This is a genomic window from Pelagibius sp. Alg239-R121 (assembly GCF_947331435.1).
Lineage (GTDB): Bacteria > Pseudomonadota > Alphaproteobacteria > Kiloniellales > Kiloniellaceae > Denitrobaculum.
Genome location: NZ_CAMZOF010000017.1, coordinates 19,354 through 42,482 on the forward strand (window position 1 = coordinate 19,354; position 23,129 = coordinate 42,482).

Annotated in this window: 17 protein-coding genes; 12 read left to right on the forward strand and 5 right to left on the reverse strand. The window is 51.3% G+C overall.

Annotation, left to right across the window (positions count from 1 at the left end):
- The first annotated feature begins 1,220 nt into the window (after nt 1-1,220).
- The 3 genes from QMZ18_RS34980 (at nt 1,221) to QMZ18_RS34990 (ending at nt 3,999) form a co-directional block, all read left to right on the forward strand.
- Nucleotides 1,221-1,877 (forward strand): PEP-CTERM sorting domain-containing protein, encoded by a 657-nt coding sequence (locus tag QMZ18_RS34980; RefSeq protein ID WP_282611093.1) that lies wholly within the window; start codon nt 1,221-1,223, stop codon nt 1,875-1,877.
- 747 nt (nt 1,878-2,624) lie between these two features.
- A complete protein-coding gene (locus QMZ18_RS34985) occupies nt 2,625-3,455 on the forward strand; it encodes a THxN family PEP-CTERM protein (protein WP_282611133.1) in 831 nt (276 codons plus the stop codon).
- Nucleotides 3,456-3,615: 160 nt separating this feature from the next.
- Entirely contained in the window at nt 3,616-3,999 is a 384-nt protein-coding gene (locus tag QMZ18_RS34990; RefSeq protein ID WP_282611094.1) for a helix-turn-helix domain-containing protein, read from the forward strand.
- Nucleotides 4,000-4,434: 435 nt separating this feature from the next.
- Here the strand turns inward: QMZ18_RS34990 and QMZ18_RS34995 are convergent, their stop codons facing one another.
- Nucleotides 4,435-4,803 carry a response regulator gene (locus tag QMZ18_RS34995; protein WP_282611095.1) on the reverse strand — a complete coding sequence of 123 codons (369 nt, stop codon included), beginning with the start codon at nt 4,801-4,803 and terminating at the stop codon, nt 4,435-4,437.
- A 366-nt stretch (nt 4,804-5,169) separates the two neighbouring features.
- On the opposite strand from QMZ18_RS34995, the gene QMZ18_RS35000 reads away from it, so the two are divergent.
- The 3 genes from QMZ18_RS35000 (at nt 5,170) to QMZ18_RS35010 (ending at nt 8,640) form a co-directional block, all read left to right on the forward strand.
- Entirely contained in the window at nt 5,170-5,631 is a 462-nt protein-coding gene (locus QMZ18_RS35000) for a transposase (protein ID WP_282611096.1), read from the forward strand.
- 704 nt (nt 5,632-6,335) lie between these two features.
- Nucleotides 6,336-6,971 (forward strand): hypothetical protein, encoded by a 636-nt coding sequence (locus tag QMZ18_RS35005; RefSeq protein ID WP_282611097.1) that lies wholly within the window; start codon nt 6,336-6,338, stop codon nt 6,969-6,971.
- The gene (locus QMZ18_RS35010) at nt 6,958-8,640 is read left to right on the forward strand and encodes a methyl-accepting chemotaxis protein (protein ID WP_282611098.1); all 1,683 of its coding nucleotides are present in this window, start codon (nt 6,958-6,960) and stop codon (nt 8,638-8,640) included. The genes QMZ18_RS35005 and QMZ18_RS35010 overlap by 14 nt, the downstream gene beginning before the upstream one ends.
- A gap of 1,010 nt (nt 8,641-9,650) precedes the next feature.
- Here QMZ18_RS35010 and QMZ18_RS35015 read toward each other — a convergent pair.
- A complete protein-coding gene (locus QMZ18_RS35015; protein WP_282611099.1) occupies nt 9,651-10,589 on the reverse strand; it encodes a LysR family transcriptional regulator in 939 nt (312 codons plus the stop codon).
- A gap of 271 nt (nt 10,590-10,860) precedes the next feature.
- On the opposite strand from QMZ18_RS35015, the gene QMZ18_RS35020 reads away from it, so the two are divergent.
- The 3 genes from QMZ18_RS35020 (at nt 10,861) to QMZ18_RS35030 (ending at nt 13,453) form a co-directional block, all read left to right on the forward strand.
- The gene (locus QMZ18_RS35020; protein ID WP_282611100.1) at nt 10,861-12,009 is read left to right on the forward strand and encodes an aminotransferase class V-fold PLP-dependent enzyme; all 1,149 of its coding nucleotides are present in this window, start codon (nt 10,861-10,863) and stop codon (nt 12,007-12,009) included.
- A gap of 62 nt (nt 12,010-12,071) precedes the next feature.
- The gene (locus QMZ18_RS35025; protein WP_282611101.1) at nt 12,072-12,551 is read left to right on the forward strand and encodes an EamA family transporter; all 480 of its coding nucleotides are present in this window, start codon (nt 12,072-12,074) and stop codon (nt 12,549-12,551) included.
- 527 nt (nt 12,552-13,078) lie between these two features.
- A complete protein-coding gene (locus QMZ18_RS35030) occupies nt 13,079-13,453 on the forward strand; it encodes a hypothetical protein (RefSeq protein ID WP_282611102.1) in 375 nt (124 codons plus the stop codon).
- 389 nt (nt 13,454-13,842) lie between these two features.
- Here the strand turns inward: QMZ18_RS35030 and QMZ18_RS35035 are convergent, their stop codons facing one another.
- The gene (locus QMZ18_RS35035; protein WP_282611103.1) at nt 13,843-14,292 is read right to left on the reverse strand and encodes a hypothetical protein; all 450 of its coding nucleotides are present in this window, start codon (nt 14,290-14,292) and stop codon (nt 13,843-13,845) included.
- A 118-nt stretch (nt 14,293-14,410) separates the two neighbouring features.
- On the opposite strand from QMZ18_RS35035, the gene QMZ18_RS35040 reads away from it, so the two are divergent.
- The 3 genes from QMZ18_RS35040 to QMZ18_RS35050 all read left to right on the forward strand — a co-directional run bounded on the left by QMZ18_RS35040 (nt 14,411) and on the right by QMZ18_RS35050 (nt 15,763).
- Nucleotides 14,411-14,917, forward strand: a complete 507-nt coding sequence (locus QMZ18_RS35040) for a GNAT family N-acetyltransferase (RefSeq protein WP_282611104.1) — start codon at nt 14,411-14,413, stop codon at nt 14,915-14,917.
- Nucleotides 14,877-15,506, forward strand: a complete 630-nt coding sequence (locus QMZ18_RS35045) for a hypothetical protein (RefSeq protein ID WP_282611105.1) — start codon at nt 14,877-14,879, stop codon at nt 15,504-15,506. The genes QMZ18_RS35040 and QMZ18_RS35045 overlap by 41 nt, the downstream gene beginning before the upstream one ends.
- Before the next feature lie 62 nt (nt 15,507-15,568).
- Entirely contained in the window at nt 15,569-15,763 is a 195-nt protein-coding gene (locus QMZ18_RS35050) for a hypothetical protein (RefSeq protein ID WP_282611106.1), read from the forward strand.
- Between the two features lie 615 nt (nt 15,764-16,378).
- On the opposite strand, the gene QMZ18_RS35055 is transcribed toward QMZ18_RS35050, so the two are convergent.
- Both QMZ18_RS35055 and QMZ18_RS35060 read right to left on the reverse strand, forming a co-directional pair.
- Nucleotides 16,379-18,433, reverse strand: coding sequence for a response regulator (locus tag QMZ18_RS35055; RefSeq protein ID WP_282611107.1), 2,055 nt, complete (start codon nt 18,431-18,433; stop codon nt 16,379-16,381).
- Complete coding sequence (locus tag QMZ18_RS35060; protein ID WP_282611108.1) at nt 18,360-22,331, reverse strand: hybrid sensor histidine kinase/response regulator; 3,972 nt, start codon at nt 22,329-22,331, stop codon at nt 18,360-18,362. Before QMZ18_RS35060 ends, QMZ18_RS35055 begins: the two co-directional genes overlap by 74 nt.
- Nucleotides 22,332-23,129: the final 798 nt, after the last annotated feature.

Sequence of the window (23,129 nt, forward strand, 5' to 3'; positions counted from 1 at the left end):
TTATAAAGATGTCTTTGTTATTTATTATTACCGTGGCTTCGCAAAATATTCACCGCATATATTTATCTGAGATCACCTAACAATGTTCGTGTAATGGGCTTTTCTTAACTTGCTGCCACATAGCAATTGGATCCGGTTGCCAGCGAAACAGGGGCGTTGGACTATCACGTTCCACCGAAGTAAGTGATCAGGATGAACGGTTGTCCTAATCCTGTGTGGCTTTATGAAAATGCTTGCTGTCGATGAATTCGACATCAGGCGAGGGTATTTTCTCGCTGCAGCTGAATACGCATTTTATTTTCTATTTTAAAGAGAATTTTGGATGACATATTTTGTGGATTCGGTAAGCGAAATAAGGAACTCCGCTATGAAAAAGGCCTCGTGTTTCCTAATTATCCTCCATTTGGTTAACATGAAAAATATACGCTTAAAGGTTGTTTCAAAAATATTGTTTTTATATTTGAAACAATAAGTACAAAATTATTTTCACCCCATTTTTACAAAATTTTTATTGACTAATTTCTTGAATTTCTAGATAGCTTCACGCGATTTTGGAATTCTGAGCACAAGCAATGACGAGACAGATCTGCGGACAAATAATGGAGACGAGCTTCGGTCGTTTGGCTCGGTTGCTACCCATTCTTGCTGTCTTGTATTTGGCCGTTTTTCCTCACTCCGCGCATTCCCAAATTCTCGACGATCGTGTTCATGGCCCGAAAGGACACGAGTTGTCCCACCATCACGAACACATATCCTCAAGTGATCGTGCTGTAGAAAGCAGTCCTGAAACAGGTCACTTCATAGGCGAGCATGACGAAGCCGGGTCGCACGGAAATTGCTCGTATCTTTGCGATTTCGTGCTGTTGACACCACGTGCAGGTTTTCTGCGGCGCGCCTTTCCTTCAATCTGGGCGCAGCCTACTGAGCAGCTCCGGATACAGGTTCTCTCCTCCGATCCGCCCCCGCCTCGTGTTCGATCCTGAAACCCCAATCGTGCCGTAAGTCAGCTGCATTTCCGTTTGTAAAGAGCGGAAGCACAAGTGCTTGCCAGACTCTGCTCGACTTCGTCGATCAGTGTGTAACGCAATAGTAAAACTGCTTCATTTTCTCGACAGTTCAATGCTAATGGGCTGAGGGGTGATCGTGTTAACTCGAGGAAACTTGGGTTATACGTATATCTGAATGTAATTTTCTTACTAGTTTAGGAAAAGATAAAATAAATGAACAAAGTAAAGACTTTGATTAGGTGTAGTTCTGTACTTGTTGGGGGCATCCTGTTTCTTGCAGCATCCGGCGCACACGCGGGGCTCATTAATGTGAGCGAAATCCGAATTTACAATGCACTGAACCAGGCACTTCAAGTCTCCGAAGTTGTTGCCATCGAAACCTCAACGGGTATTGATGTAGCGTTGGCTGAAAATGGAGCCACTGCGTCACATGGCGCTCTGGGTTCCAGATCTGACGGATCTGGACCGTCTTTTGCCATAGATGGTGTTGCTCCCGCAGCGCACCCATATGAGTTCCACTCAATCAATAGCGGAGTACCGGATTTTCTCATCATAACGTTTGACGATCCTGTCGAGCTCGACTCGTTATCGGTGTACGGCCGGCTGGGCCAATGGTCGCTTCGAGATGTTTACAATGTTGAATTTTACGATCTGAGCGGAAGTTTGCTTCACAGTCTTTTCGAATTTGATGCTCGTGGGTCAACACACATGGCAATGGCAGAATTGCCTGATACCTCGGAGCACTTTTCGGCTGTTGCTGTTGCCGAGCCAGCCACTTTGGCTCTCCTGGGGTTGGGACTTTTGGGGTTGGGATTTGCGGGGGCGCGGTTTGGGTGTCTCAGGTCCTACAACCTGAACCGTACAGCGTAGAAAAGCTTCGTTTTGCCACATAACCGTTTTGATTGGTTCGGTAAGCGGTCCGTTCTGTTATGCGCGGAAGGGGACGCAATTCTTAACCGAGGTAAGAGGACGGGCGGCTTGTGACGGCCGGTGCTTCTGGGGCGAACACGCTCCTCCTAACTCAGGTCGTCGAGTTCAGATCTATGGAGAGCGGTGATGGGTTTGGTTGACAGAGTACACAGGATGAAAGCTACAGGGAGTTTTGGCCGCATGGGCCGGCTACTGCCCTTTCTTTCTGTCCTCTATATCGCCGTTTTTCCTCATTCGGTGCATTCCTACATTCTCCACGACCACGCTCACAGCCAACACGACCATCAGACTGCGCTTCATCAAGAGCAATTGTCGTTGAGGGAAGAGGCCGGAAACGAACTCCCTGAAACGGACTCTTCGGAAAGCGGATACCATCAAACGGCGTCACACGAAGACTGTTCGTTTCTTTGCGACTTTATGCTGCCTATATCAAAAAATTGTGCGCATTCGATTGCTTTAATTTCAACGAAGACATGGTGTGTCGTGCGCGCATGGACACACATTCTTACTACTGACCCGCCTCCGCCCCGAGTTCAACCCTGAAATTCTAGTCGTGCCAAAAGCCAATCGGGATTTCCGCTACCTATCGGCAGGGAAATGAACGACTGGCACCTATTTTTCAACACAGCTCAGAGAACTCATACAGCGGTGTGAGTTAGGATTGAAAGTATCATGTCCAAAATTTCAATGACCCTATGCGGCGTTGTATTGGTTGCGCTTTATGCCAGCTCAAATGAAGTTGCCGCCGCGCCCGTAACCGAGTGGGACTACGCGGTCTCGGCCGGGTTTTCCAACTTTAGTCCAGAAGCACCCGATCAAAATTCAGATCCAAATCGGGACACCAACAGAGGCGTAGTTGGGGACAACGTAGCCTTTGGTTCTCCAACTCGATTGCGGTGGGGGACGCCTCTAACGCCGGCGAGTGAGCCGGGAAGCGCCTTAAGCGTCACATCATATACTGGTGGGGACGGGCAGCGCGTTGCTACAAACGGAGAGGCTGTTGAAGGTTTCACGTTGACGCACGACAATAGGCTTCTCCAAGGGCCATTTGGTAATCTGGAAAGCTTTCAATTGACTGTCGGACTTGAGTTTCGCCCGGACGGCGGGCTCGTAGAGTACATGCCGATCACTCTTGATTTTAGTTATCGAGAGCAACGGACAGACGATTGTCTGATCGACGACCCCCTTTGCATAGATGTTCTTGTTTTGGAGAACCCTGAAGAACTCGTACAGTCATTCGTTCTCGACGGCGAGCTCTATTCTGTCGAGGTATTGCTTGCAGACTTCGGGCCTCTATCGGACGACGCTTGCGGGCTTGCAGGTGCGGCCTTTGGATGCTTTGGGGTCGCGACGCATGAAACTGGAAATGAGGTAAGGGAGTACCAGTCGAGTGTCAGAATAAGTTCTGACGCCACAGGCCCGACTGTCGCGGTTCCCGAGCCGGGGACTTTAGCACTATTTGGTTCCAGCTTGATGTTCCTCGGATTGGCACGGCGCCGCAAAGTTCTCAAGCGCTGACGACTTTGGGGTCTCCGGACCAACGTGCATGATCGCGCCTTACCGGAGGCCCCAACGTCCAGTCATGAATACCCGCGTTGCGCTTCCAACGTCACGGATTGAGTCGCAGCGGGGACTCGACCGCGTTCAAGGCGCAACCTTCAGTTTTCAGGATGTCTACATGTCATTTAAGGCTCATGAACTACTAAATACCCAGATTGCGCAGCGTATACGTGCCCGTCGTCTCGCGCTTGGATTGACACAAACTGACGTTGCCGAAGCTCTTGGCGTTTCTTTTCAGCAGCTACAAAAATACGAAAGAGGCGTGAATAGGATTGGTGCCGTACAACTCTACACACTGGCCGATTTACTGGACGTATCGATCAATTTCTTTTTTAGGAATGGCGACGCTGATGGGTTGCTTTGCAATGGCGTCGATCAAGATCTTGCCAGGTCAAACCAATCGGCACGTCTGATTGAGGCATTTTATGCGATTCCATCTGCGGAGGTCAGAGCCAGCGTGTTCAAGTTCCTTCGTTCGCTCGACAAAACCAAGGCACAGTGAGGCTCTGGCGCTCGTAGGTCTGTCCGGCAATAACAACGTATTTCACGGTCTCTAGCAAACCGGTATTGCCTGGGTGTGCACTGCGATAACGCGCGCTCGATTGGTCAACACCGTTATTAGAACACGTCTGCTGTTGGCCCACATCATGCGTTTAGCAGACGTGACCCACGGCCTCTCGCTTCACGGCAGACAGCACCGCTTTTGCGACGCAAGTTTCTTGAGATTGACGTTATTTAGTATCTGTTCTGGGCGCAGTTTCTTCAGCTTCGCGCTCTCGTCCTCCAGAGCCCGCAACATGTGTACGTCCGACGCTTCGAGCCAGGCGAACTTGGCGTGTCATTTGATCCCTTATTCGACAATACAATACGAAGTGTGCGATTCGCATCGCACCACAAAGTTGTGATTGCTGCATCCATCGAATGGGCAGTCTAAGGATTACTTCTCAAGGCATCTTTCAATGGATTCAAGTAACTCGTCATTGTGAATGGGTTTGTATAAGGCATCACGGGCGCCAAGGCTTTTCGCAATTGCCAGAAAGTCGAAATTGCCTATGCGTGAACCTCCCGAGATCGCAATGATCCCTAATTCAGGGGCGATCTTTCTAAGTTCGGTGATCAATTCAAGGCCATCTTTTTCCGGCATCACGATATCGGCAACGACCAAGTCGATCGGGCGTTCCTTGATAGCTTTGATAGCTTCAGTTCCGTCGGCTGCAACCGTTACTTCGTGACCAGCGCCGGAAAGGGTAAAGTCGAGCATTTCACGAACAAGTATCTCATCATCCACTACCAGTATTCTTGCCATTTCATCCCTCCACGTGAACCCATCATATAGCTTAAACAAAGTGTTGTCTTTATCGCCTTGAGTTATGGAGCAATAAAATGCAACCCCTGGCGGGGCGCTTAATATGAAAAATAACATAATAACTGTCAGTAGAATATCAGACTTAGGTTATGAACTTGCATGTCATCACGCGTTAGACGATTAGTTTGTGGCTGTTGCCACTACGCGGTTGCGGAGGTGACTGGATGCACGCAAAACCTCGCGTAATTTGAGGGATTGTGATTCGTTGTCTCTGTGGAGGCGCGACGATGTATATGAACAGTCTTTTGGTTTTATCGGATCATCTGAAAGGTCTGAGCAAGTATTGCGATCCGGTGGAATTACTTGATGCCAAGGTGGACTTTGAGTTTTTTCGAGGGTGGTTGGTCGAGGGTTCGGTATGGCGATGGTGTTAAGGGTGGCCGGCTGCCCTTTGACCCAGTGTCGATGTGCAAGGTTTTGATCCTGCAAGCCCAGCACAATCTCTCGGATGCGCGGGTGGAGTATATGATCCGGGATCGGCTTTCCTGGATGCGGTTTCGGGGCTTTGATCATAGCGCAGCGACTCCCGACGAGAACACGATCCGGCTCAATCGTAACAAGTTGATCGGGACAGGGACGCTGCAATGGGTGATGAAAGCCTTTGATTGGCAACTTCAAAAGAAGGGTTATCTGCCAATGTTGGGGCAGATAACCGACGCCAGCCTGGTGCCGGCACCCAAGCAACGCAACGCAGAGAGCAAGAAAGCAGACATCAAGTCTGGCAAACAGCGAATGAGATCTGGATTCGGACACCCAGCCGAGCCATAGAGGTGGTAGCGGGGTAGGGTCTCGAATAGCATCGGCAGCTTGTTTTATCTCCACAGTAGCTTGGATGGGCAGCACAGTACGTCCCACCTACCGGCCGTGGTTGATGTGGTTCTCCACGAAGCGCTCGAGTCGATCCTAATGATCGCTAAGCGTCTCGGAATCGCTCACAACATTGGTACGCGGCTCACGGTGGAGTTGATGAAGACAGGAGCAATACGTGTGATCACTGCCTGGGCGCACTTAAATGCCTACGCAATCAATTAGGTTGTTAGCCGCTGGCAAGAATCCTCGAACTTCCTAACAACCTTTACTGCTTGCCAATCGACATCTCGGAGTTACCCGGCCCAGTCATCGTGCCAAAAAACCACTGGCAGCGATCAGTTCCCTGATAGGGCCGTGACCCCTCACGTGGTGTTTACGGTTTTTAAATGAACAATGTTTAAACAATTCCTATAAAGCATAAACGTTTTGCAAATTCGCGAGGTCCTCGAAGTATCACAGGAAAGTCCACGTCAATGAAACCACAGTTGCTTGTGGCTTCCTTAGGTTTTTGAGGCAGGGAATCCGAGAAACCGTCGTCATCATATCCATCAATTAACACGGAATAAATCTCAATGAGTACCCAATCTAGTAACTCGATTAAGGCTAGTAGGTGGGACGTACTGTGCTGCCCATCTAGGCTGACGAAGAGGAGCGATTCGATTTTGGGTTTTCGCCGCCTTGCGGGCTTGGTTGTTACTTTCATATCGGTGTTTTTCCCGGGCGTTGCTTCAAGTGAAAACGAAATCTTCCGTGATTCGGTTGTGCAGGAAATCCGATCCTGGGCTTCGACTCCGGTCGTGTTCCTGGCACTGGGTGCGAGTAACGAGCGTTATGCCGACCTGAACCAAGCCGGGATCGACGCGTTAGATAAACAGTGGCTCACCGAGCGAGAAAAAAGTGATCAACCGCTGATCACTGCAGTGCTCTCAAGCCCACTCTCAAGCTATCTCACCATGATTCAATCACGATCACATGGTCTCTATGCCGAGATAATCGTGATGGACGCAAAGGGTCTGAATGCTGGACAGAGCGCGGTCACATCTGACTTCTGGCAGGGCGATGAGGATAAGTGGCAGAAAACCTACCTCGTTGGTCCCGACGCCGTCTTCATTGATGAGATCCAACTAAATGAAAGACTGGGCACGGAAAACGTTCAGGTCACTCTGTCGATCGCTCAGAATGGCCAAGTTGTTGGGGCAATCACGGTTGAAATCAATGTCACTGAATTCCGCCGCCGCCGTGACACCGGAAAAGCTGAACTGCACCAGTTCTCGGGGAGAGAAAATGAAAATCGTTAACGACGCACGAATCTCCAACAAGCTGATCGCAGCCTTCACAGCACTCGTCTTTATCATCTTATGCCTCGCCGGCATTACTTTCGTGGTTCTTGGTAAAGCGCAACAGAGTGTTGAACACACCAAACGCATCAACGAAATTTCGTTCGATATCAAAGAATTACGCCAGAAGATTTCCAGTCAACAGGCAGCAATACGGGGTCTGTTGTTAAGCGGTGACCGGGAATACATAACTGATTACGAAGTTGCCAAAACATCTTACACGACTCTGCTTGAGGCTTTGCAAGTACGTTTGAACATGGCGGAAGCCAGTGATCTCATGAATACCGCCAACGGTTTGATTTCGACCTGGCAAAACGAGATTGTCGCGCGGCAGATCAGTCTGATGCGCAATCCCTTAACCGTCGACGAAGCGCGGGTTCTCGAGGTGAATGGCCATGGCGAACGGATGTTGGTGAGAGCCAATGCAGATCTGACAAAGCTCAATGAGCTTGCTGTACAATTGACAGATCGCAACGTGCAGGCGATGGCTGATAAGCTTAACATTACACTTGGTGTTCTTTTGGTTGGTGCTACCATTGCGACGCTCTTTTCGATTGTCGCCTGGTTTACCCTGTCGCGGACAATTGCAACCCCTATTAATGAAATGTCCATGTTTATGGACGAGATGGCGGAAGGGCATTACGATGAGTCGACGGCTAACCAGCAGCGACTTGACGAAATCGGTCAGATGGCCAAATCGGTAGAGTTCTTCCGGCAACGCCTGATCGAAAATCGTGAAATGGAGGCGCTGGCTGACCGACAGAACGAGGAAAAGGCGGTCCGAGCCAAACGGATCGAGAAAGTAACGAGCGAGTTCGACCATACCTCTACTCAACTGGTTTCCAGCGTGGCGGATGGGTCGGCCAAACTGAAAAACGTTGCGATTTCCATGTCTGAGATAGCTGAACGCACTGAGCAGATGAGCGCCGATGTTGCCACTGCTGCGGAACAAGCCTCGTCGAACGTGGAGACGGTGGCTGGTGCGACGGACGAGATTAACTCGGCGCTTTCGGAAATTGCCGTGCAGGTTTCCCGAGCGACCTCCGTTGCCCAGTCAGCGGTGACAGCAGCGGGAGAGACAACACAAGTGATCAATGGTTTGCGCGCGCAATCCGACTCGATCGGCGACGTTATAAAGCTGATCAACGAGATCGCGGAGCAAACCAATCTCCTGGCACTCAACGCCTCCATCGAAGCCGCGCGTGCCGGCGAGGCGGGTAAGGGCTTTGCGGTTGTGGCCAGTGAGGTCAAGAGCTTAGCAACCCAGACCGCAAAGGCAACTGACGAGATTTCTACGCAAATCGAAAGCGTGCGCGGCGAGTCTGAAAATGCTGTGATTGCCATTGGTCGTATCTCGAACGTCATTCAGCAAATGGATGAGATCACTTCGGCGATCGCCGCTGCAGTCACGGAGCAGTCGGCAGCGACGCAGGAGATTGCCCGGAATGTTGCAGAAGCCGCCCGAGGTACGACGGATGTAACGGTGAACATTGTGGAAGTCAAAAGCGGTGCAGGTGAAACTGGTGGCGCTTCACGGGATGTCTTGGCTGCTTCAGACGAACTCTCAAAGCATGCCGAGTACATGAGTGAAACCGTTAAAGATTTCATTGCCGGTATCAAGGCAGCATAGAATATCGCAATCGGCGCGACGTCACCGTTCATTGAGGAATTGAAGGATGAACACCGATACTGGCGCTACCGAACTCATTCGCCACGCCCGGTTTATGCGAGGTGTAATCATTTCCAGCTACGCTAATGTCGAACTTCTGTTAACAGACCTCAACGTGCGCTGACGGTCACTACCTGAATATGCCGAAATATACATGGCCCTCCCGTACTCTCTGAGCTCAACGATAATTTGTACGAAATAACTGGTCTAAGCGAATGGACCTCTAAACGCATACGCTGAGGAGATGCTCTCACTCATAGTGCGTATTTGGGTCTACGAGGAGGCTCGACACGACATTGCACACGGCCAGATGATTGTTAGTGCCCGAGACTCTGTATTCGCACCGATAATATTTCGGGTGTGTCAAAACGGGAAGAAGGGTGACCTTGAGAACTGTAAAGCGAATCTATCGAGAGCGGTTTCGGGCTCCACCTGCCGTCACGAGCACACGACTAAAGTAGAGTCAGTATCGGTCAATGAGGGCTCGATCTGGGCCTTCGCTGCGAAGTCAACCAGATGTCGGCAACGCGGATCAAAAATGATACTGTTTCATTATACGTGTAGAGACGAAGTGGCGTTAATTGAGTCCTAGATCCCTTAGCGCGCGCCATAGGAGCAAAGCTTTTTTGTCATCCGTAACAGCGGCGCAGCTAATCTGCGAACCATCAATTCGACGAGTCCCTCCCCTTGACATTGCCTACTGCTGCGTTGGAGATATTTCTTACCGGGGCTTTATCCTGACGCTTGATAAATTAAGGGACCACATGGAAGCAAAGCTGTTGAATACGCCTTTTCCGAATAACAGAAGTTAAAATCTAGCCGAATTTGTTCCACCAAAACCGTGCGATTACATTTCTGATCTCAGGATTCGTTGTTTAACTAGGGAAACGGGCTACGATTTGTCATCCGGGAAAGCCAAATGGCTACCACGCTCTCCGGCTCAATCAATGTTCTTCTGACAATGCCAAATGCTAGTTTTTCGCCTCCAGAAACGAACCTTTTCTAGCCTCGCCGTAACATGAAAAGAGATCTGATAGGAATGCCTCTACTAGATTAATCAGCTGGTTGTTAACACGGACCACGACTTCAAACTGAGAATCATAGGAAAATATCTGCGGTAGGAGGGGCCGAATTTGGCCGTTCCGCACCCACTTTTGGGCCCACCCGGTGGGTAAATGGGCAATAAATCTGCCAGTTTTGATCAATAACAACAAAGCTTCCATGGTGTCGGCTTTGGCTTCTACTGCTGTGGGTTGAAAGTTGCCAGTCTTTAGTGAACCGCCGTAATAGGCGCGCTGAGCGTATGGCTGGTCTTGGATTATTTCTCGCGTGAGAGCTTCGTCGGATAAAGAGAAAAGTGGATGATGGCAGCCGCAGTAGAGCGTTTGCTGCTCAGTAAAGAGTGGCAGATACTTCATTCCCGGGACATGGTTTGGAAAGGTGCTAATTCCGATATGAATACGCTCGTCTAGGACGCCCTCTGCAATGTCGAGCGGATTACAGGTGTTAAGGCTATAGACCACATCGGTGCTACGCTGGCAGAAGCGAACTATTGCTTGCTCCAGTAAGAAATCAGGGTTGTCGACCAAGGCATCGTCGAAGGCAATCCTCAACTCGCCTGAAAGGACGCCGCAACGTGCATTGGTCAATGCGGTGAATTTGTCGATGGCTTTGAAAAGCGTTTTGGCTGCTTCGTAAATGACCAGCCCGTCGTCTGTCATAGAAAAGCCAGTCCGACCACGTAGACACAAACGTCTACCCAAGCGGGTCTCCAGATCGCCGATCTGAGTGCTAATGGTGGACTGCGCTACATTTAGAGTGATCTGTGCTGCGGAAAAGCCACCACTTTCAACAACTGACACGAACACACGTAAAAGATGGATGTCAGGATTACGCAGGGTATGAAGCACGGACTGATCTCATATACATCGAAGGCTATAGTAATGAATATAAAGAAAATCATATTTTATGGCGAAAAAAATTAGTCACTCTCTGATCGTCAGCTGCTACGAGCATTAACGGAACTCTTGAGATAGTGGGTCTCGGTGTTAATGGCTCCAGTTGTCCTGCAGCGCTGCCATTTATGGAGGACTCCGTGCGCCAGCTCCGCCTCTAATCCGATAACTTGTCCTAGCTGTACGATGCTGAACATTCGCACCAAAAAAACACAGAAAAAAGAAGATGATTTTCGCACTATCGGATCGCGCCCACTATAACAGCCTTGAACAGAGTATATACTTGAATCAGGCGTCTCTCGGTTTGGTCGGAGAGCCCGCCGTTTCTGCAATGCACGCTTTTCTCGACGAAATAGGCCGTCATGGGAACATGAACCTGACGGATGCCGAAGAAGTAGCTCTCTTCAATCCTCTGCGCGAGCGGGCGGCGAAATTGATGAATTGTCCTGCCGACCAATTAGCCATTGTCGGCAGCGCCGGAGAGATGCTCAGCCAACTGCCCTATCTATTCGATCCGCCTGCGGGCAGCAGGATTGTTGCGGTCTCTTCGGATTTCCCCGCGATTACCCGCCCTTGGCTTGCCTTCGCGGAACGCCAGAGCATCGAGGTTTTGTTTGTTGACGAAACCCCCGATGAAGACCTGACTGATACGGTGATTCGAGAGATCGACGAGCGTACGTCAGTTGTTGTGATCAGCTATGCTCAGTTTTCGACCGGAAGTCTTATCGACTGCCGTCGTCTGCGCGCAGCCACGCGTAAGGCAGGCGTACGTTTTGTTCTGGATGTTACACAGGCGGCGGGTGCCGTGCCGATCGATGCGGCGGGCTGGCAACCGGACGTCATGGTGTGCAGTGGCTATAAGTGGCTTGGTGGCCACGGTGGTGTTGGTCTGGCTATCATGTCGCCAGAATTTCTTGAACGATCCCCACCCGCGCCGGGTTGGATGGGAGCCCCGGATCCCTTTGACATGCAGGCCACCCGCTTGCCCCTGGCCAAGGATGCCCGCCGCTATACCCAATCCACCATGTCGTATTTGTCCATAGTGGGTCTGGGCGTGGCGATCGGCGAATTGCTGGCTTTGGATCCTGCAAGGATCAAATCCCATGCCGACGCGTTGGCCGGAGTGTTCGTGGCCGGACTTGAGAGGTCAGGCTGGGTGCCTTACCGTTCCTTGACCGACTGGGCCGCATCGTCGCACATAATTACCCTCAGCCATCCCGGAGTCGGAGTCGATGCCACACTTCAGGCGCTTCTCGATGCCAATGTCATCTGCTCGATACGTAACGGACGGGTGCGCGTGTCGCTGGCCCACTACAACAACGAGGCCGATATCCACAGCATCGTTGGCGCCTTGAAGAAGGCAGCGGCAGCTTGATGGCGCTGTCTCATCTCGGACAGCCTTGCGGCCCAAGGGACTTCAACCAAGAAGGATTGACCATGTCAGCCATGATTCTGCTTGCTATGGTGACCGTGCTTTATGCTGGCTACAACCTGTTCGTAAAGCTATCGGGCGAACAGGTGCCGGCCGAAGCCTCGACCACAATAGTGGCAACGATCTGCATTCAGATCACAGCGCTGATGACGTCGTTTCTGTTCGCTGGTTATCTCTTGATGCGAGGCGAACAAACTTTCGTACTTACTTCCGGGTCATATGTTTGGGCCGCGATAGCCGGGCTTTGCATCGGTGGCGCGGAAATCGGTTATCTTTACCTATTCGGTGGGATTGGCTTATCCAAGCCGATGGCTGCCAGCATCGCCATCCCGACCATCGTCAGCGGAACGATCCTGATCTCGCTGGTCTTTTCCTATCTTGTTTTGAAAGAAGCAATTTCTCTGTTTCAGATCTTTGGTGGCGTTCTGATTGTTGCGGGCATCGTGTTGCTTTTCATCAAGGGTCGAGGAACCGTGCCTCACTGACAGCTGAGAGGCGAGAGACCATTCAAGTGTAGCATTATCGTACCCATACCCAAATCAGTGTCACCGCCCTGAAGCACAATCCCGCAGTGATTAAATCGCGTGCAGACGAGGCCTGTCGCTTTTTGACTGTCACCAATGGGAACGCTTGGAGTGCGGGTTCCATGCTTTGCACAAAGATTTCCGCCGAAATCAGCCGATACCCTGATCGTGACAAGACTCCTCACATGTGTTTTTACGGTTTGTAAATGAAATTATGTTTAAACATATTTTGAATAGTATAAACATTTTCGATGCACGAACTCTCGAAAGTCGCCGGAAAGTCGAAACCGACGAAGCCCTAGGTAACTGTGACTTGCCAGAGTTAGACGGACAGGTGACCCGAAATCGTAAAAGCGAAAAGAACCATGAACCCAATAGAATTGTCCCAATTATGTTGCAGTCACCCTGTTGCTATTTTTGCGAAACACTTCAGTGAGCTAGATCGGACAGTTTGCCCTTTGGCTCCACTTTGGTCGGACTTTGATCCCATGCAGGTAGCCGGACTCCTTCAATGGATGATGGTCATAGGGCGGCAAGATATAACCCTGGAAGGACATGTCATTCGGATCATGGGGGAGGGAGTAAAACAAGTATTTTCGATAAACCTGACCAATATGAATCTGGGGGTCATCTTCGACCAAGAAACGATCGCAATCCGTTGGAAAAATGTAATCGACGTCGCTGAAACGCGGAAACCGTCATTTCATACAAGCTGCGTGCCGGTCGAATCTCGAAGCTTTATTCAGCTTTATCGCGGTTGCTTCCCTTTCTGCGACGAAAATCGCGATATCACCCGCCTCATCGTTGTCGTTGCACCTGTCGATTCTCGCGGATTACACCTCTATGAATATCCAACTCAGTAAATTGCAGAACAAAGAAGGCCGATTGGACCGCCCCAGTTCTTGGCCCAGTAGACGGCGAGGTCGTATGTTTTGCCTGCTTGATATCCGGAACTGCCGCATACATATCGCATTCACTCCATTGTCTGAGCGTCGACATTTGAATCGCAATCGACGCCCAGTGAAGAGTTGATTGTGGTAACGGCAATAGCAGCACCGGACTCGAAAACACCCGCACCATTCCTTCACAATGGAGGCAGCGTTCAGTTATGAAAATTCATCTCGAATTGTCTCGAGAAATTTGGCCACAGATAAAATCTTTATGGGCAAAACAATGCAGCGACAGGGAAGAGGGCTCCACCTCCTGTCGCACCTTGCTAATGCATCGGATCGAAGAAATCGCGGGTTGTCTGTCAAGCGACCAAAAATCGGCGCACGCCATACTTGACGGCATAGACAACTATGATGCCGTTTTTGTCAGAATGCTCATAAATACACACGACAAGGATGCCTGCTATACGAGTATCAACAACATCGTTTTGTCGCCGCGCCTGCTGAACGGTGAGACGCCTGAACAGGATCTCGTCGAAGTCGTTCAGTCGGTCATCACGACCGGCGTTTTTCTTGCTTTGAACGAAAAGACCTGCCGGATCGTTCGAATCAGCATAAACAATGTGGATCTGTTGGTTGTGTTCGAGAAAATTGTGCGGACGCTCCGTCAGTCGCAAGCTTACCGGCATGTAGAATTCGATCGTTCCTGTGTCACCATCGTCTTGTGATGGAAAGCAAGATAAGTATGCTGTCCCTTTGCCAACGTAAATTCTTGCAGCGTCAGCCCGTAGCGAGCTTTGCCACATCTTCATACGATGAATACGCATGCCTCAAGCAAACAAGCTCATGTCACTTTGGCCAGGCTGAAACTTTGCAATGAAAAACGAAATTATAGGCGTTTATCCTCAAACACACCGCGAGTGAACGTAGATGACAGCAAAAATTTTTATTAAGCCTATTAAAACTGAAAACATCGAAAGTTTTCATCAGGCACTCGATAGAGTTGCGCGTGAAAGAAAGTACCTGAATTACTTTCAATCACCCCCGCTAGAGGAGGTCAGAGAATTTGTATTCAGCAATAATAAGCAGGGCAGTCCGCACCTGATTGCGTCATTTGAAGGTGAGGTTGTGGGTTGGTGTGATATCCGACGACACCATTTTCAATCTCACGCGCATCGCGGAACGCTTGGTATTGGAATCATCCCAGAGTTTCGCGGTAACGGTTTAGGTGCGAGACTTATTCAGTTGGCGATCGAATGCGCGACGGAGGTCGGCTTTTCCCGCATCGAACTTGATGTCCGCGCAGACAATTTTCGAGCAATTGCACTATCCGAGAAAGCTGGATTCGTCAAAGAAGGTGTTCTGCGCAACGCCGTGTTAGTCGACGAAGAGTTTTTTGACGTCGTTGCAATGGCTCTTGTCCACCAAAGTGAATGAACACAGGTGCACGACGCTTCTCGCACAACAGGCAAAACGCAACCAGATCGTTCATCAAGAGTTAGACGTCATCGGCGTCCAAATGGAGGAACCGCAAAAACATGATGCAGCCATCAAAACCGTTCGCAAAACAATTGATATCCGCAGTGCGATCATCAGTAATCAACTTGAACGTATCGGTCCCACCTTGGTGAGCGCGGGTGGTAACCATCTCGTCAGCGAGATCTGGTCAGATACCCGACAGAAAGTTGCGCACGGTATTGCCTATAGCTGCGAGCAGCTTCTTCTTCTTGAAGGAACCGTTCAGACCATCTTGTCAAACTATGTACTGACGGTGCTCGACGCCCTTGGTATTGACGAAGAGGCAGCGCATCACGAGGTGATCATCACGACTGATGGCACGAAATTAATTGAGGTTGGGTGTCGGACGCAGGGCAGCATCGACCCAAATATTATCGAAGCAGCCATCGGCTATAGTCATGTAAGCCTCTCGATCGACGCAGTTTGCGCGCCGGAAAGGTTCAGTGGACCAATCCAGTTTAAGGAAGACTTTTCGTTGGTCAGGCGTGTTTCTTTGGTCTCAAACTAGCAGGGCAGGGTGGTCGGACCAAAAACATCGAGAATGCTCGTCAACTGAAGAGCTTTGCGAAGGTGCAATCGCTGTGCGATGTCGGTGAAAGCGTCGAGGTTACCGTGGATATTTCTACAGCGCCTGGTGTTTTCTACCTTGTCCACCCTTGCTCCGAACAGCTTGAAACTGATTACCAAACCATCCGCGTGATTGAAGCAGCCAACGGCTTTTTCATTTTGGAACGCACATTAGAAACGGAAAAGGCATACTCATGATAATGCCGCCGCTTCCATCAAGTTTGAACCAGTTGAACGAAATTCTCAGACGGTATAAAACGACCAAAGAGGGTGTTCAGAATATCGTTAAACTTGCAAAACTTAGAACTATCGACCGAATCCTCAACATACCGTGTAGGTTCGGGAGGGTCGCGCTGGCAGCGAGGGCGACAATACCAACCATCCAAAATTTGAAAGTCATATCCTGGTCGTTACCGTTGTGTTGGCCGCCGGGGTTTAATGCAGCTTCAGCTTGCAGCCAATCGTAGCAGCGCCACACTGCATGGTATGCGGCGTTACCGAGATAATCATGGGGTCGAGCAACAGGTCAAGAATCCGACGGCGGAGTTGTGACGTTGAGAATCCGATGCTGCATCGACCAGTGAAAAGAATGCAGATCAAGCTGCAGTAGTCACAGTTTGCCTAATGCTCGTGACCTCTGCTTAAAACTGTCACAATGTCATTCGGGAGGTCAGGTGAAGTTGGAAGCTGAAGTTATTGCAGAAGTCGGCATGAGTTAAGAGAAAGCTTCTAGCAGAGTCGATTACAGTAAACGTCTCTATCGTGCTTCGTCTCACGTCAGTTGATGCTCCCCTCAAGCCCACAGCACCGCGATTAGCTGTCAAGCACCCGTCGCAATGCTCTGGCGAAGTCTTCTCGATCGAAAGGCTTCTGCAGAAATTCCGCATCCGAGTCGAGCCTTCCTTGGTGCACGATGGCGTTTTCGGTATAACCTGACATGTAGAGTACCTTAGTCCTTGGCAGCCGACGTTTGGCCTCAGTGGCTAGTTCGCGCCCATTCATGCCACCCGCCAACACCACATCGGTCACGAGTAAATCCACATCGTGTGCCGTTTCGAGTTGCTCCAAGGCCGCTGCACCGGTTGCAGCCTCGATCGTTCGATAACCCAGTCCAGTCAGCAGAAAAACCGTGAAATCGCGTACGTCCTCGTCGTCCTCGACCAACAGCACGGTCTCACCATGGGCCGTCGGCACATCGTCCAGTGCTTGTTTCGGTTTGGCAGCTTCTACCTCGCTTGAACGTGGCAAATAGAGCTTGATCGTCGTTCCGTCACCTTCCTCGCTATAGATCGAAATATGTCCGCCCGACTGCTTGACGAAGCCGTAAACCATGCTGAGGCCGAGACCGCTGCCAGACCCTAACGGCTTAGTGGTGAAGAAGGGCTCGAACACATGCTTGAGATTCTCAGGCGACATCCCACACCCAGAATCTGTGATCGCCAGCATAACATACTGACCCGGGCTGACGTCGGCCTGGGCGGCCGCGTAGTGCTCGTCGAGCCGGGTATTCGCGGTCTCCATGGTCAATTTTCCTCCGTCCGGCATGGCATCCCGGGCATTGATCGCTAGATTGATCAGGGCATTCTCAAGTTGGGCCGAATCCACCTCACAATTCCAAAGACTGGCTGCGGTAACGGTCTCAATTTCGATATGCTCCCCCAGGGTGCGGCCTAACAAGTCTGTTGTATCGGCAAGCAGATTGTTGGCATTTAGTGATTCCGGGCGCAGAACTTGCTTACGGGAGAAGGCCAGCAGGCGTTGTGTGAGTTCGGCGCCACGCCGAGCCGCGCGCGTCAAGGCATTTAGCCTCGAATGTTCGGCACCAAGCTGATCAGCGAGCAAGCCTGCATTGCCTGAAATCACCGTCAGCAGGTTATTGAAATCGTGCGCGACGCCAGCCGTAAGTTGGCCAACGGCTTCCATTTTCTGGGCCTGCCGAAGTTGCTCCTCTCGCTGGACGGACTCGGTGATGTCAACCGTTATGACTAGTGTGCCGCCATCAGGTGTCCGGAGTTCGCGTATCTCATGCCAGTGGCTCGTCACATCGCTGACTTGCACCCTGGTGACGCTCGGTGGCTTGCTATGCCGCTGCATGCATCTTTTCAGCCATTCCTCTTCGCGTCCCACTGCCTGAGTCAGAAATCCGCGTGACAACAGCGCCCGGTGGAACTCCTCAAAGGTGGCGCCTAGAAAGTCATGTCCCAAGAGATCCAAAGATCGTTGACGGGCAACGACATTCTGATAGATCACGCGATCATCGCTGTCGTACAACCGAACCATATCGGGCGTACTGTCCATGGCGTCAAAAAAGCGAAGATCGGCTATTTCGGCAGCTTTTCGCGCCACTGCTTCCGCTTCGCGCAAGGCCTGCTCGACCCGCTTTCGCTCCTCGATTTCCGCTGAGAGCGCCACCTGGTATTGATAGAGCTTCAGGTGTGTGTCGACCCGAGCGATAACCTCTTCCGCTGAGAAGGGCTTGGTAACGAAATCCACGGCACCCATGGAGAAGCCCATAACCTTGTCAATTGATTCCGTTTTCCCGCTGATAAAAATGACTGGAACATGAACGAGTCGATCATCTTCCTTGAGACGGCGGCAGACCTCGTAGCCATCCATGCCGGGCATCACCACGTCTAGAAGGACTAACTCTGGGAGTGTGGCCTGAGCGGCCCTGATAGCGAGTTCACCCCGCTTCGCCGGGTAAACATCGTGACCACGTGCGCGCAAGATCTGCGATAACACCCGAAGATTGTCCGGCGAATCATCGACAATCAGAATACGTCCAGTTTCAAATTCAAACAGGGAGTCGGCCATTTCCATCATCTTGCAGGTAAAGAAGGTCGGCAAGGATTTCCCATTCGAAATCATCGACGAGTTGCCTAAGCACTTCGGCAAAATCCTCATCCTCAGAAGGAAGAGACCCAATCAAGGCTTCCATGCCCTTGATGTCGAGCTTTTCCACTGCGATTCTCATGTTTTCGGCGACGCCTTTTGGCAGGGATCGTGAAGCCTGGCGGTACTCTTCGATACGCGCAGTTACAGACTCGGCAAGCTTTGCAGTTTTCGGGGCTTCGTCGTATGTATATTCCGCACCAAGATGACGCTGCAGTGCCTCGAGTAGCAATTGCGCGTTCAGGGGTTTGCACAGAACGTCGTCGGCACCGCGCCGCAAGGTTTCCTGTCGCTCCTCCTCGAAGGCATGGGCTGTCACTGCGATGATCGGCACCTTCGTCCTGCCAGGCAAGGACCGGATCCGCTCGATCGCTTGGAAACCATCCATCTCGGGCATACGCAGGTCCATCAAAATTAGGTCCGGCGACCAGTTTTCGAAGGCCTCGATCGCCTCGATACCGTTTGCCGCTTTCTCGGCCGAGAATCCGAGCGGGACCAAGAGTTGAGCCAAGAATTCCCGGTTGGTCTCCATGTCATCGACGATCAGGATCTTGAAAGAGGGTTGGTCGTCCGCCAGCCTGGAAACCAATCGCCGCGGGGACTCGACGGTAATTACCGCGGGGCTACTTGCAGCTACCTGGATCTCCAGGCGGAAGGTACTGCCTTCGCCCACCTCACTGCTGACTGAAAGATCGCCGCCCATGACTCTGGCATACTCCCGGCTGATCGACATGCCGAGCCCCGTGCCTGCCTGCTCAGAGACGCCTTGGCCAGCCTGTTCGAACGGCTGGAAAACCTTGTGCAATTCGTTGACTGGGATGCCAACTCCTGTGTCAGCGACCTCAAACAACAGCTTAATGCCCTCATTTTGATACGGCAACGCGGACACAGTGACAAAAACACCGCCTTTGCTGGTAAACTTAAAAGCGTTGATCAACAGATTGATTAAAATCTGTCGGAGCTTTCCTTCGTCGGTGGTTATGTGCCGGGAGACAGTTTCGTCGATAGACACTTCTAGCGACAAATTCTTCTCCCGAGCGCGCGGGCCAAACATGGTTTGCAAGTCCTGCAGAAGCAAATGGAGATCAAAAGGTGAAGGACGCATCACAACTTTGCCGACCTCGATTGTAGACATTTCAAGGACATTGTTGATCAGTGTCAGAAGGTGTTCGCCGCTGCGGCAAATGGTCGTAAGATTATTTAGCTGATGCGTGTCCAAGTCTTGGTCACGCCTCATGATCTCCGAAAAGCCGAGGATAGTGTTCAAGGGCGTACGAATTTCATGGCTGATGTTCGCGAGAAATCTGCTTTTGGACTGGTTGGCCTCTTCGGCTTTGTTCTTCGCCGCCGACAAATTCGAGTTCGCCTTTTCGAGTAACTCATTGGTGTGTCGCAAGACACCTTCAATCTGCGTCTTTTCTTCGATTTCTTTGGCGAGACTCGAAGTCCTTTCCTCGATGTCCGCTTCCAATCGCACCGCCTGTCGCCGGTACGCAACTGTGCGCAGATGAACGATCGTCATAATCAGCAGGACTGCGGCAACAGCATAGGCGGCATAGGCCGGTCGGCTTTCCCACCACGCCGGTAGCACAATCACGTTCAGGACTCTCGACTCTTCATTCCACAAACCGTCGTTATTGGCGGCTTTGACCCGCATTGTGTAGCTGCCGGGGTCGAGATTGGTGTAGGTGACTTTTCGGCTGTCTCCTGCGAGACGCCAATCGCTGTCGAAGCCTTCCAGGATATGGGCATAGCGAGTGTTCTCGGGAGTTCTCATGCTGATCGCAGAAAAGCCTAACGCGAAGGAGTTTTGATCGCGGCGCAGTGTGACGGTTTGGGCATAGGGAACACTTTTTTCGAGAGGTCCCGACGCGCTGACAGACACATCCTTGTTGTTGACTTGAAAATCGGTGAAGACGACTTGTGGCGGGTTGGGATTGTCGACGACCTTCGCCGGGAAGAAAGAGTTAAAGCCCGACAAACCACCAAAGTAAAACTCGCCCTGCGGGCTGGCATAACCAGCCCGATAGCGGAACACCTTGCCTTGCAGGTTATCAAAAACATTGAAAGTTCGAAACTCGCCAGACGTGGGATCCAGGCGGGAGATACCGTTGTTAGTGCTAATCCAAATATTGCCCTCGGCATCATCGAGAATGTCCATCACCTGACTGCCGACCTCGCCTTTGGTATCCCGGTAGGTCTTGAACGATCGAGTCTCTGCTTCAAACCGACTCAACCCATCGAGGGTGCCGACCCAGATTGTGCCCGAGTGATCTTCGTGAATGGAGTAAACGTTTAAGTCGGATAGACCGTTCTTTACAGGGTCGACATTCCAAACCTCGCCTGTTTGCGGATCTATTCGGCTGAGCCCACCTTCGCCACCGGTCCAGGTGGTTCCGTCCGATGCCGCCTCCACGACACGGTTCCATACTGTTGCCAGTCCCTTTGTCGGATCGTTATCGGCAACGCGAAATCTCGTGACCCGACCGCTTTTTGGTTCGAAGCGGTCCACGCTGGTACCGTAGATCGCGGCCCAGATCGCACCCTCCGGATCAACAGACATATCCAGAATGTTTCCGCTCGAAAGGCCTTCGCTTCCCGGAAGATCAGAGGATAGGGGTTGGAATTGGCCTGTTTCGGGATCGAAATGATCCAAGCCGGTGTCGGTTGCGAGCCAAAGTCCGCCTTCTCCATCACCCAAAATGGTGCGAACTTGGTCGCTCAACAAGCTTTGCTTATCCTGCGGATCATGTCGGAAGTGGGTGTAATGCCGGCGGGTCGGATCGAGTCGATCCAATCCGCCATTTAAGGGCGCAATCCACAGGTTTCCGGCCTGATCCATATGGAAGGAATCTATGACTGGCGCGCTCAGGCCATTCGGATTGTAAGGTTGGTGTTCATATTTCGAGAAGCGATGCTCCCCCGCATCGTACTTGAACAGCCCATTCTGCGCTCCCATCCAAATAGTACCGTCACGATCCTCCATGATTCTAATTACGTTGGCCGGGCTCGCGGGGTCGATCGGATTGTAAGGCACGGTTTGGAAGGTTTCCGATTCCTGGTCCATCACGCTGAGACCGCCCTCCCAAGTCCCGACCCAAAGCCTCTCTTTGCTGTCCTCAAAGACATTCAAGACGCGGTTGGCGCCGAGGCTGCTGCTGTTACCGGGTTCGTGCTGGTAACGGCGAAAGCCCTCTTGGTCGGAAATATAGCGGTTGAGGCCCTTCTCTGTGCCAACCCAGACATCCCCACTTCGATCAATCACCATGCTCCATATGTTGTTGTCGCTGAGACTGCTTGGATCGTCGGCAGCGTGGACATAGCGCTTGAACGACTTGCGCTCGCGATCCAATACGGAAACCCCACCGCCGTAGCTGGCGATCCATAGCCGTCCTTGCGCATCTTCCTGGATTGAGGAAACTGAGTTTCCGGCCAAGCTGTCTTCCTTGTCGGGATCGTGTCGAAAATGACTGAAGGTCTTGCCGTCTTTATCAAGGCGATCGAGCCCCTCTTCAGTGCCCACCCAGAAGGTGCCGGTGCTGTCCTGAAATAGGGTCCAGCAATTGTCGCTACTCAGGCTATGCGGATCCCTATCGTCATGCTTGAAGTGGCTATAGTTCTCTCGCTCGAGATCAATTCTTGTTAGGCCGCCACCCCAGCTAATCGACCAAAGCATACCATCCTTGTCGACCATCAGGTTCCAAGCCCAATTGTGGCCTATGCTGTTGGAGTTTTCCGGATCGTTGAGAAAAGTCTTAATTTGGGATCCGTCATAACGGTTAAGTCCGGCGCGTGTTCCGACCCAAATGAAGCCGAGAGGGTCTTGCAGCACTGAGGTCACGTCGCTGTGGGAGAGACCGTCGTCCACAGTCATGACATCAAATCTGAGGGACTGTTCCCCTAAGATGGCGAGCGCCGATTGACCGCTCGCTGCAACAAGAGAGAGTCCGGTTAGTACAGCACCAACTGCGATTGTTCGTAGAAGTTTACAACTCATTATCCACCAGCTGTCTCGATCAATCCGAGGGCGTCATCGAGTTTACGAAAAGGAACATGGCCCACGTCCGACGTGACCTTCGATTCGTGGAACTTCAGCTTCAGCCAACGGTCGAATTCAAATTGTGGCTCCCAGTTTTGCTTTCACTCATCGGGGGCCATCCCGTTCACTCCAATCCAACGACAACCTCTGATTCTTATACCTGAATCGTGCTGCTATGTCGCCAAATTCCATCCTCAACTGGGGATTGCGGGTTCAGTCATCAGCTCGATTAAGGAAGCAATGTCAGAGGAGGTTGAGTTGAGCACTAGGTCAGCCGGTCTTAGCGTTGATCGATAAAAAAACCATTCCGACACCTCAAAACATCGCACAAAGTCATTCGCCTACAGCGATGATGTACGTGCGCTTTCCGCTATCGTTGCGCAACGTCGAGAACCTTTTGCACGATCATGGTCGACATTAGCCTTGAGACGATTATCACTGATCGTCTTCGCTCATAACGGGCAGCGTTGAAGGCAATCAGTTATTCGGCTACGCAAGAATGCGAACGCTGCAGAAACAATCGGGCAGAAAACTTACACCAGCTATTTTGACGAGAAGTGTCGATGGCGAGGTTCAGATATACACAGACTTTGCAGAAATTCGCCGCCATCCAAGCCTCAGTCCACAGCTATT

Excerpts from the sequence above, each read along its gene's own strand:
- QMZ18_RS34980 (WP_282611093.1), top strand. The coding sequence starts at position 1,221 with ATGAACAAAGTAAAGACTTTGATTAGGTGTAGTTCTGTACTTGTTGGG.
- QMZ18_RS34985 (WP_282611133.1), top strand. The coding sequence starts at position 2,625 with ATGACCCTATGCGGCGTTGTATTGGTTGCGCTTTATGCCAGCTCAAAT.
- QMZ18_RS34990 (WP_282611094.1), top strand. The coding sequence starts at position 3,616 with ATGTCATTTAAGGCTCATGAACTACTAAATACCCAGATTGCGCAGCGT.
- QMZ18_RS34995 (WP_282611095.1), bottom strand. The coding sequence starts at position 4,803 with ATGGCAAGAATACTGGTAGTGGATGATGAGATACTTGTTCGTGAAATG.
- QMZ18_RS35000 (WP_282611096.1), top strand. The coding sequence starts at position 5,170 with ATGCCAAGGTGGACTTTGAGTTTTTTCGAGGGTGGTTGGTCGAGGGTT.
- QMZ18_RS35010 (WP_282611098.1), top strand. The coding sequence starts at position 6,958 with ATGAAAATCGTTAACGACGCACGAATCTCCAACAAGCTGATCGCAGCC.
- QMZ18_RS35020 (WP_282611100.1), top strand. The coding sequence starts at position 10,861 with ATGATTTTCGCACTATCGGATCGCGCCCACTATAACAGCCTTGAACAG.
- QMZ18_RS35025 (WP_282611101.1), top strand. The coding sequence starts at position 12,072 with ATGTCAGCCATGATTCTGCTTGCTATGGTGACCGTGCTTTATGCTGGC.
- QMZ18_RS35030 (WP_282611102.1), top strand. The coding sequence starts at position 13,079 with ATGCAGGTAGCCGGACTCCTTCAATGGATGATGGTCATAGGGCGGCAA.
- QMZ18_RS35035 (WP_282611103.1), bottom strand. The coding sequence starts at position 14,292 with ATGAAGATGTGGCAAAGCTCGCTACGGGCTGACGCTGCAAGAATTTAC.
- QMZ18_RS35040 (WP_282611104.1), top strand. The coding sequence starts at position 14,411 with ATGACAGCAAAAATTTTTATTAAGCCTATTAAAACTGAAAACATCGAA.
- QMZ18_RS35055 (WP_282611107.1), bottom strand. The coding sequence starts at position 18,433 with ATGATTTCGAATGGGAAATCCTTGCCGACCTTCTTTACCTGCAAGATG.
- QMZ18_RS35060 (WP_282611108.1), bottom strand. The coding sequence starts at position 22,331 with ATGACTGTGGACGACGGTCTCTCCCACAGCGACGTGACCTCAGTGCTG.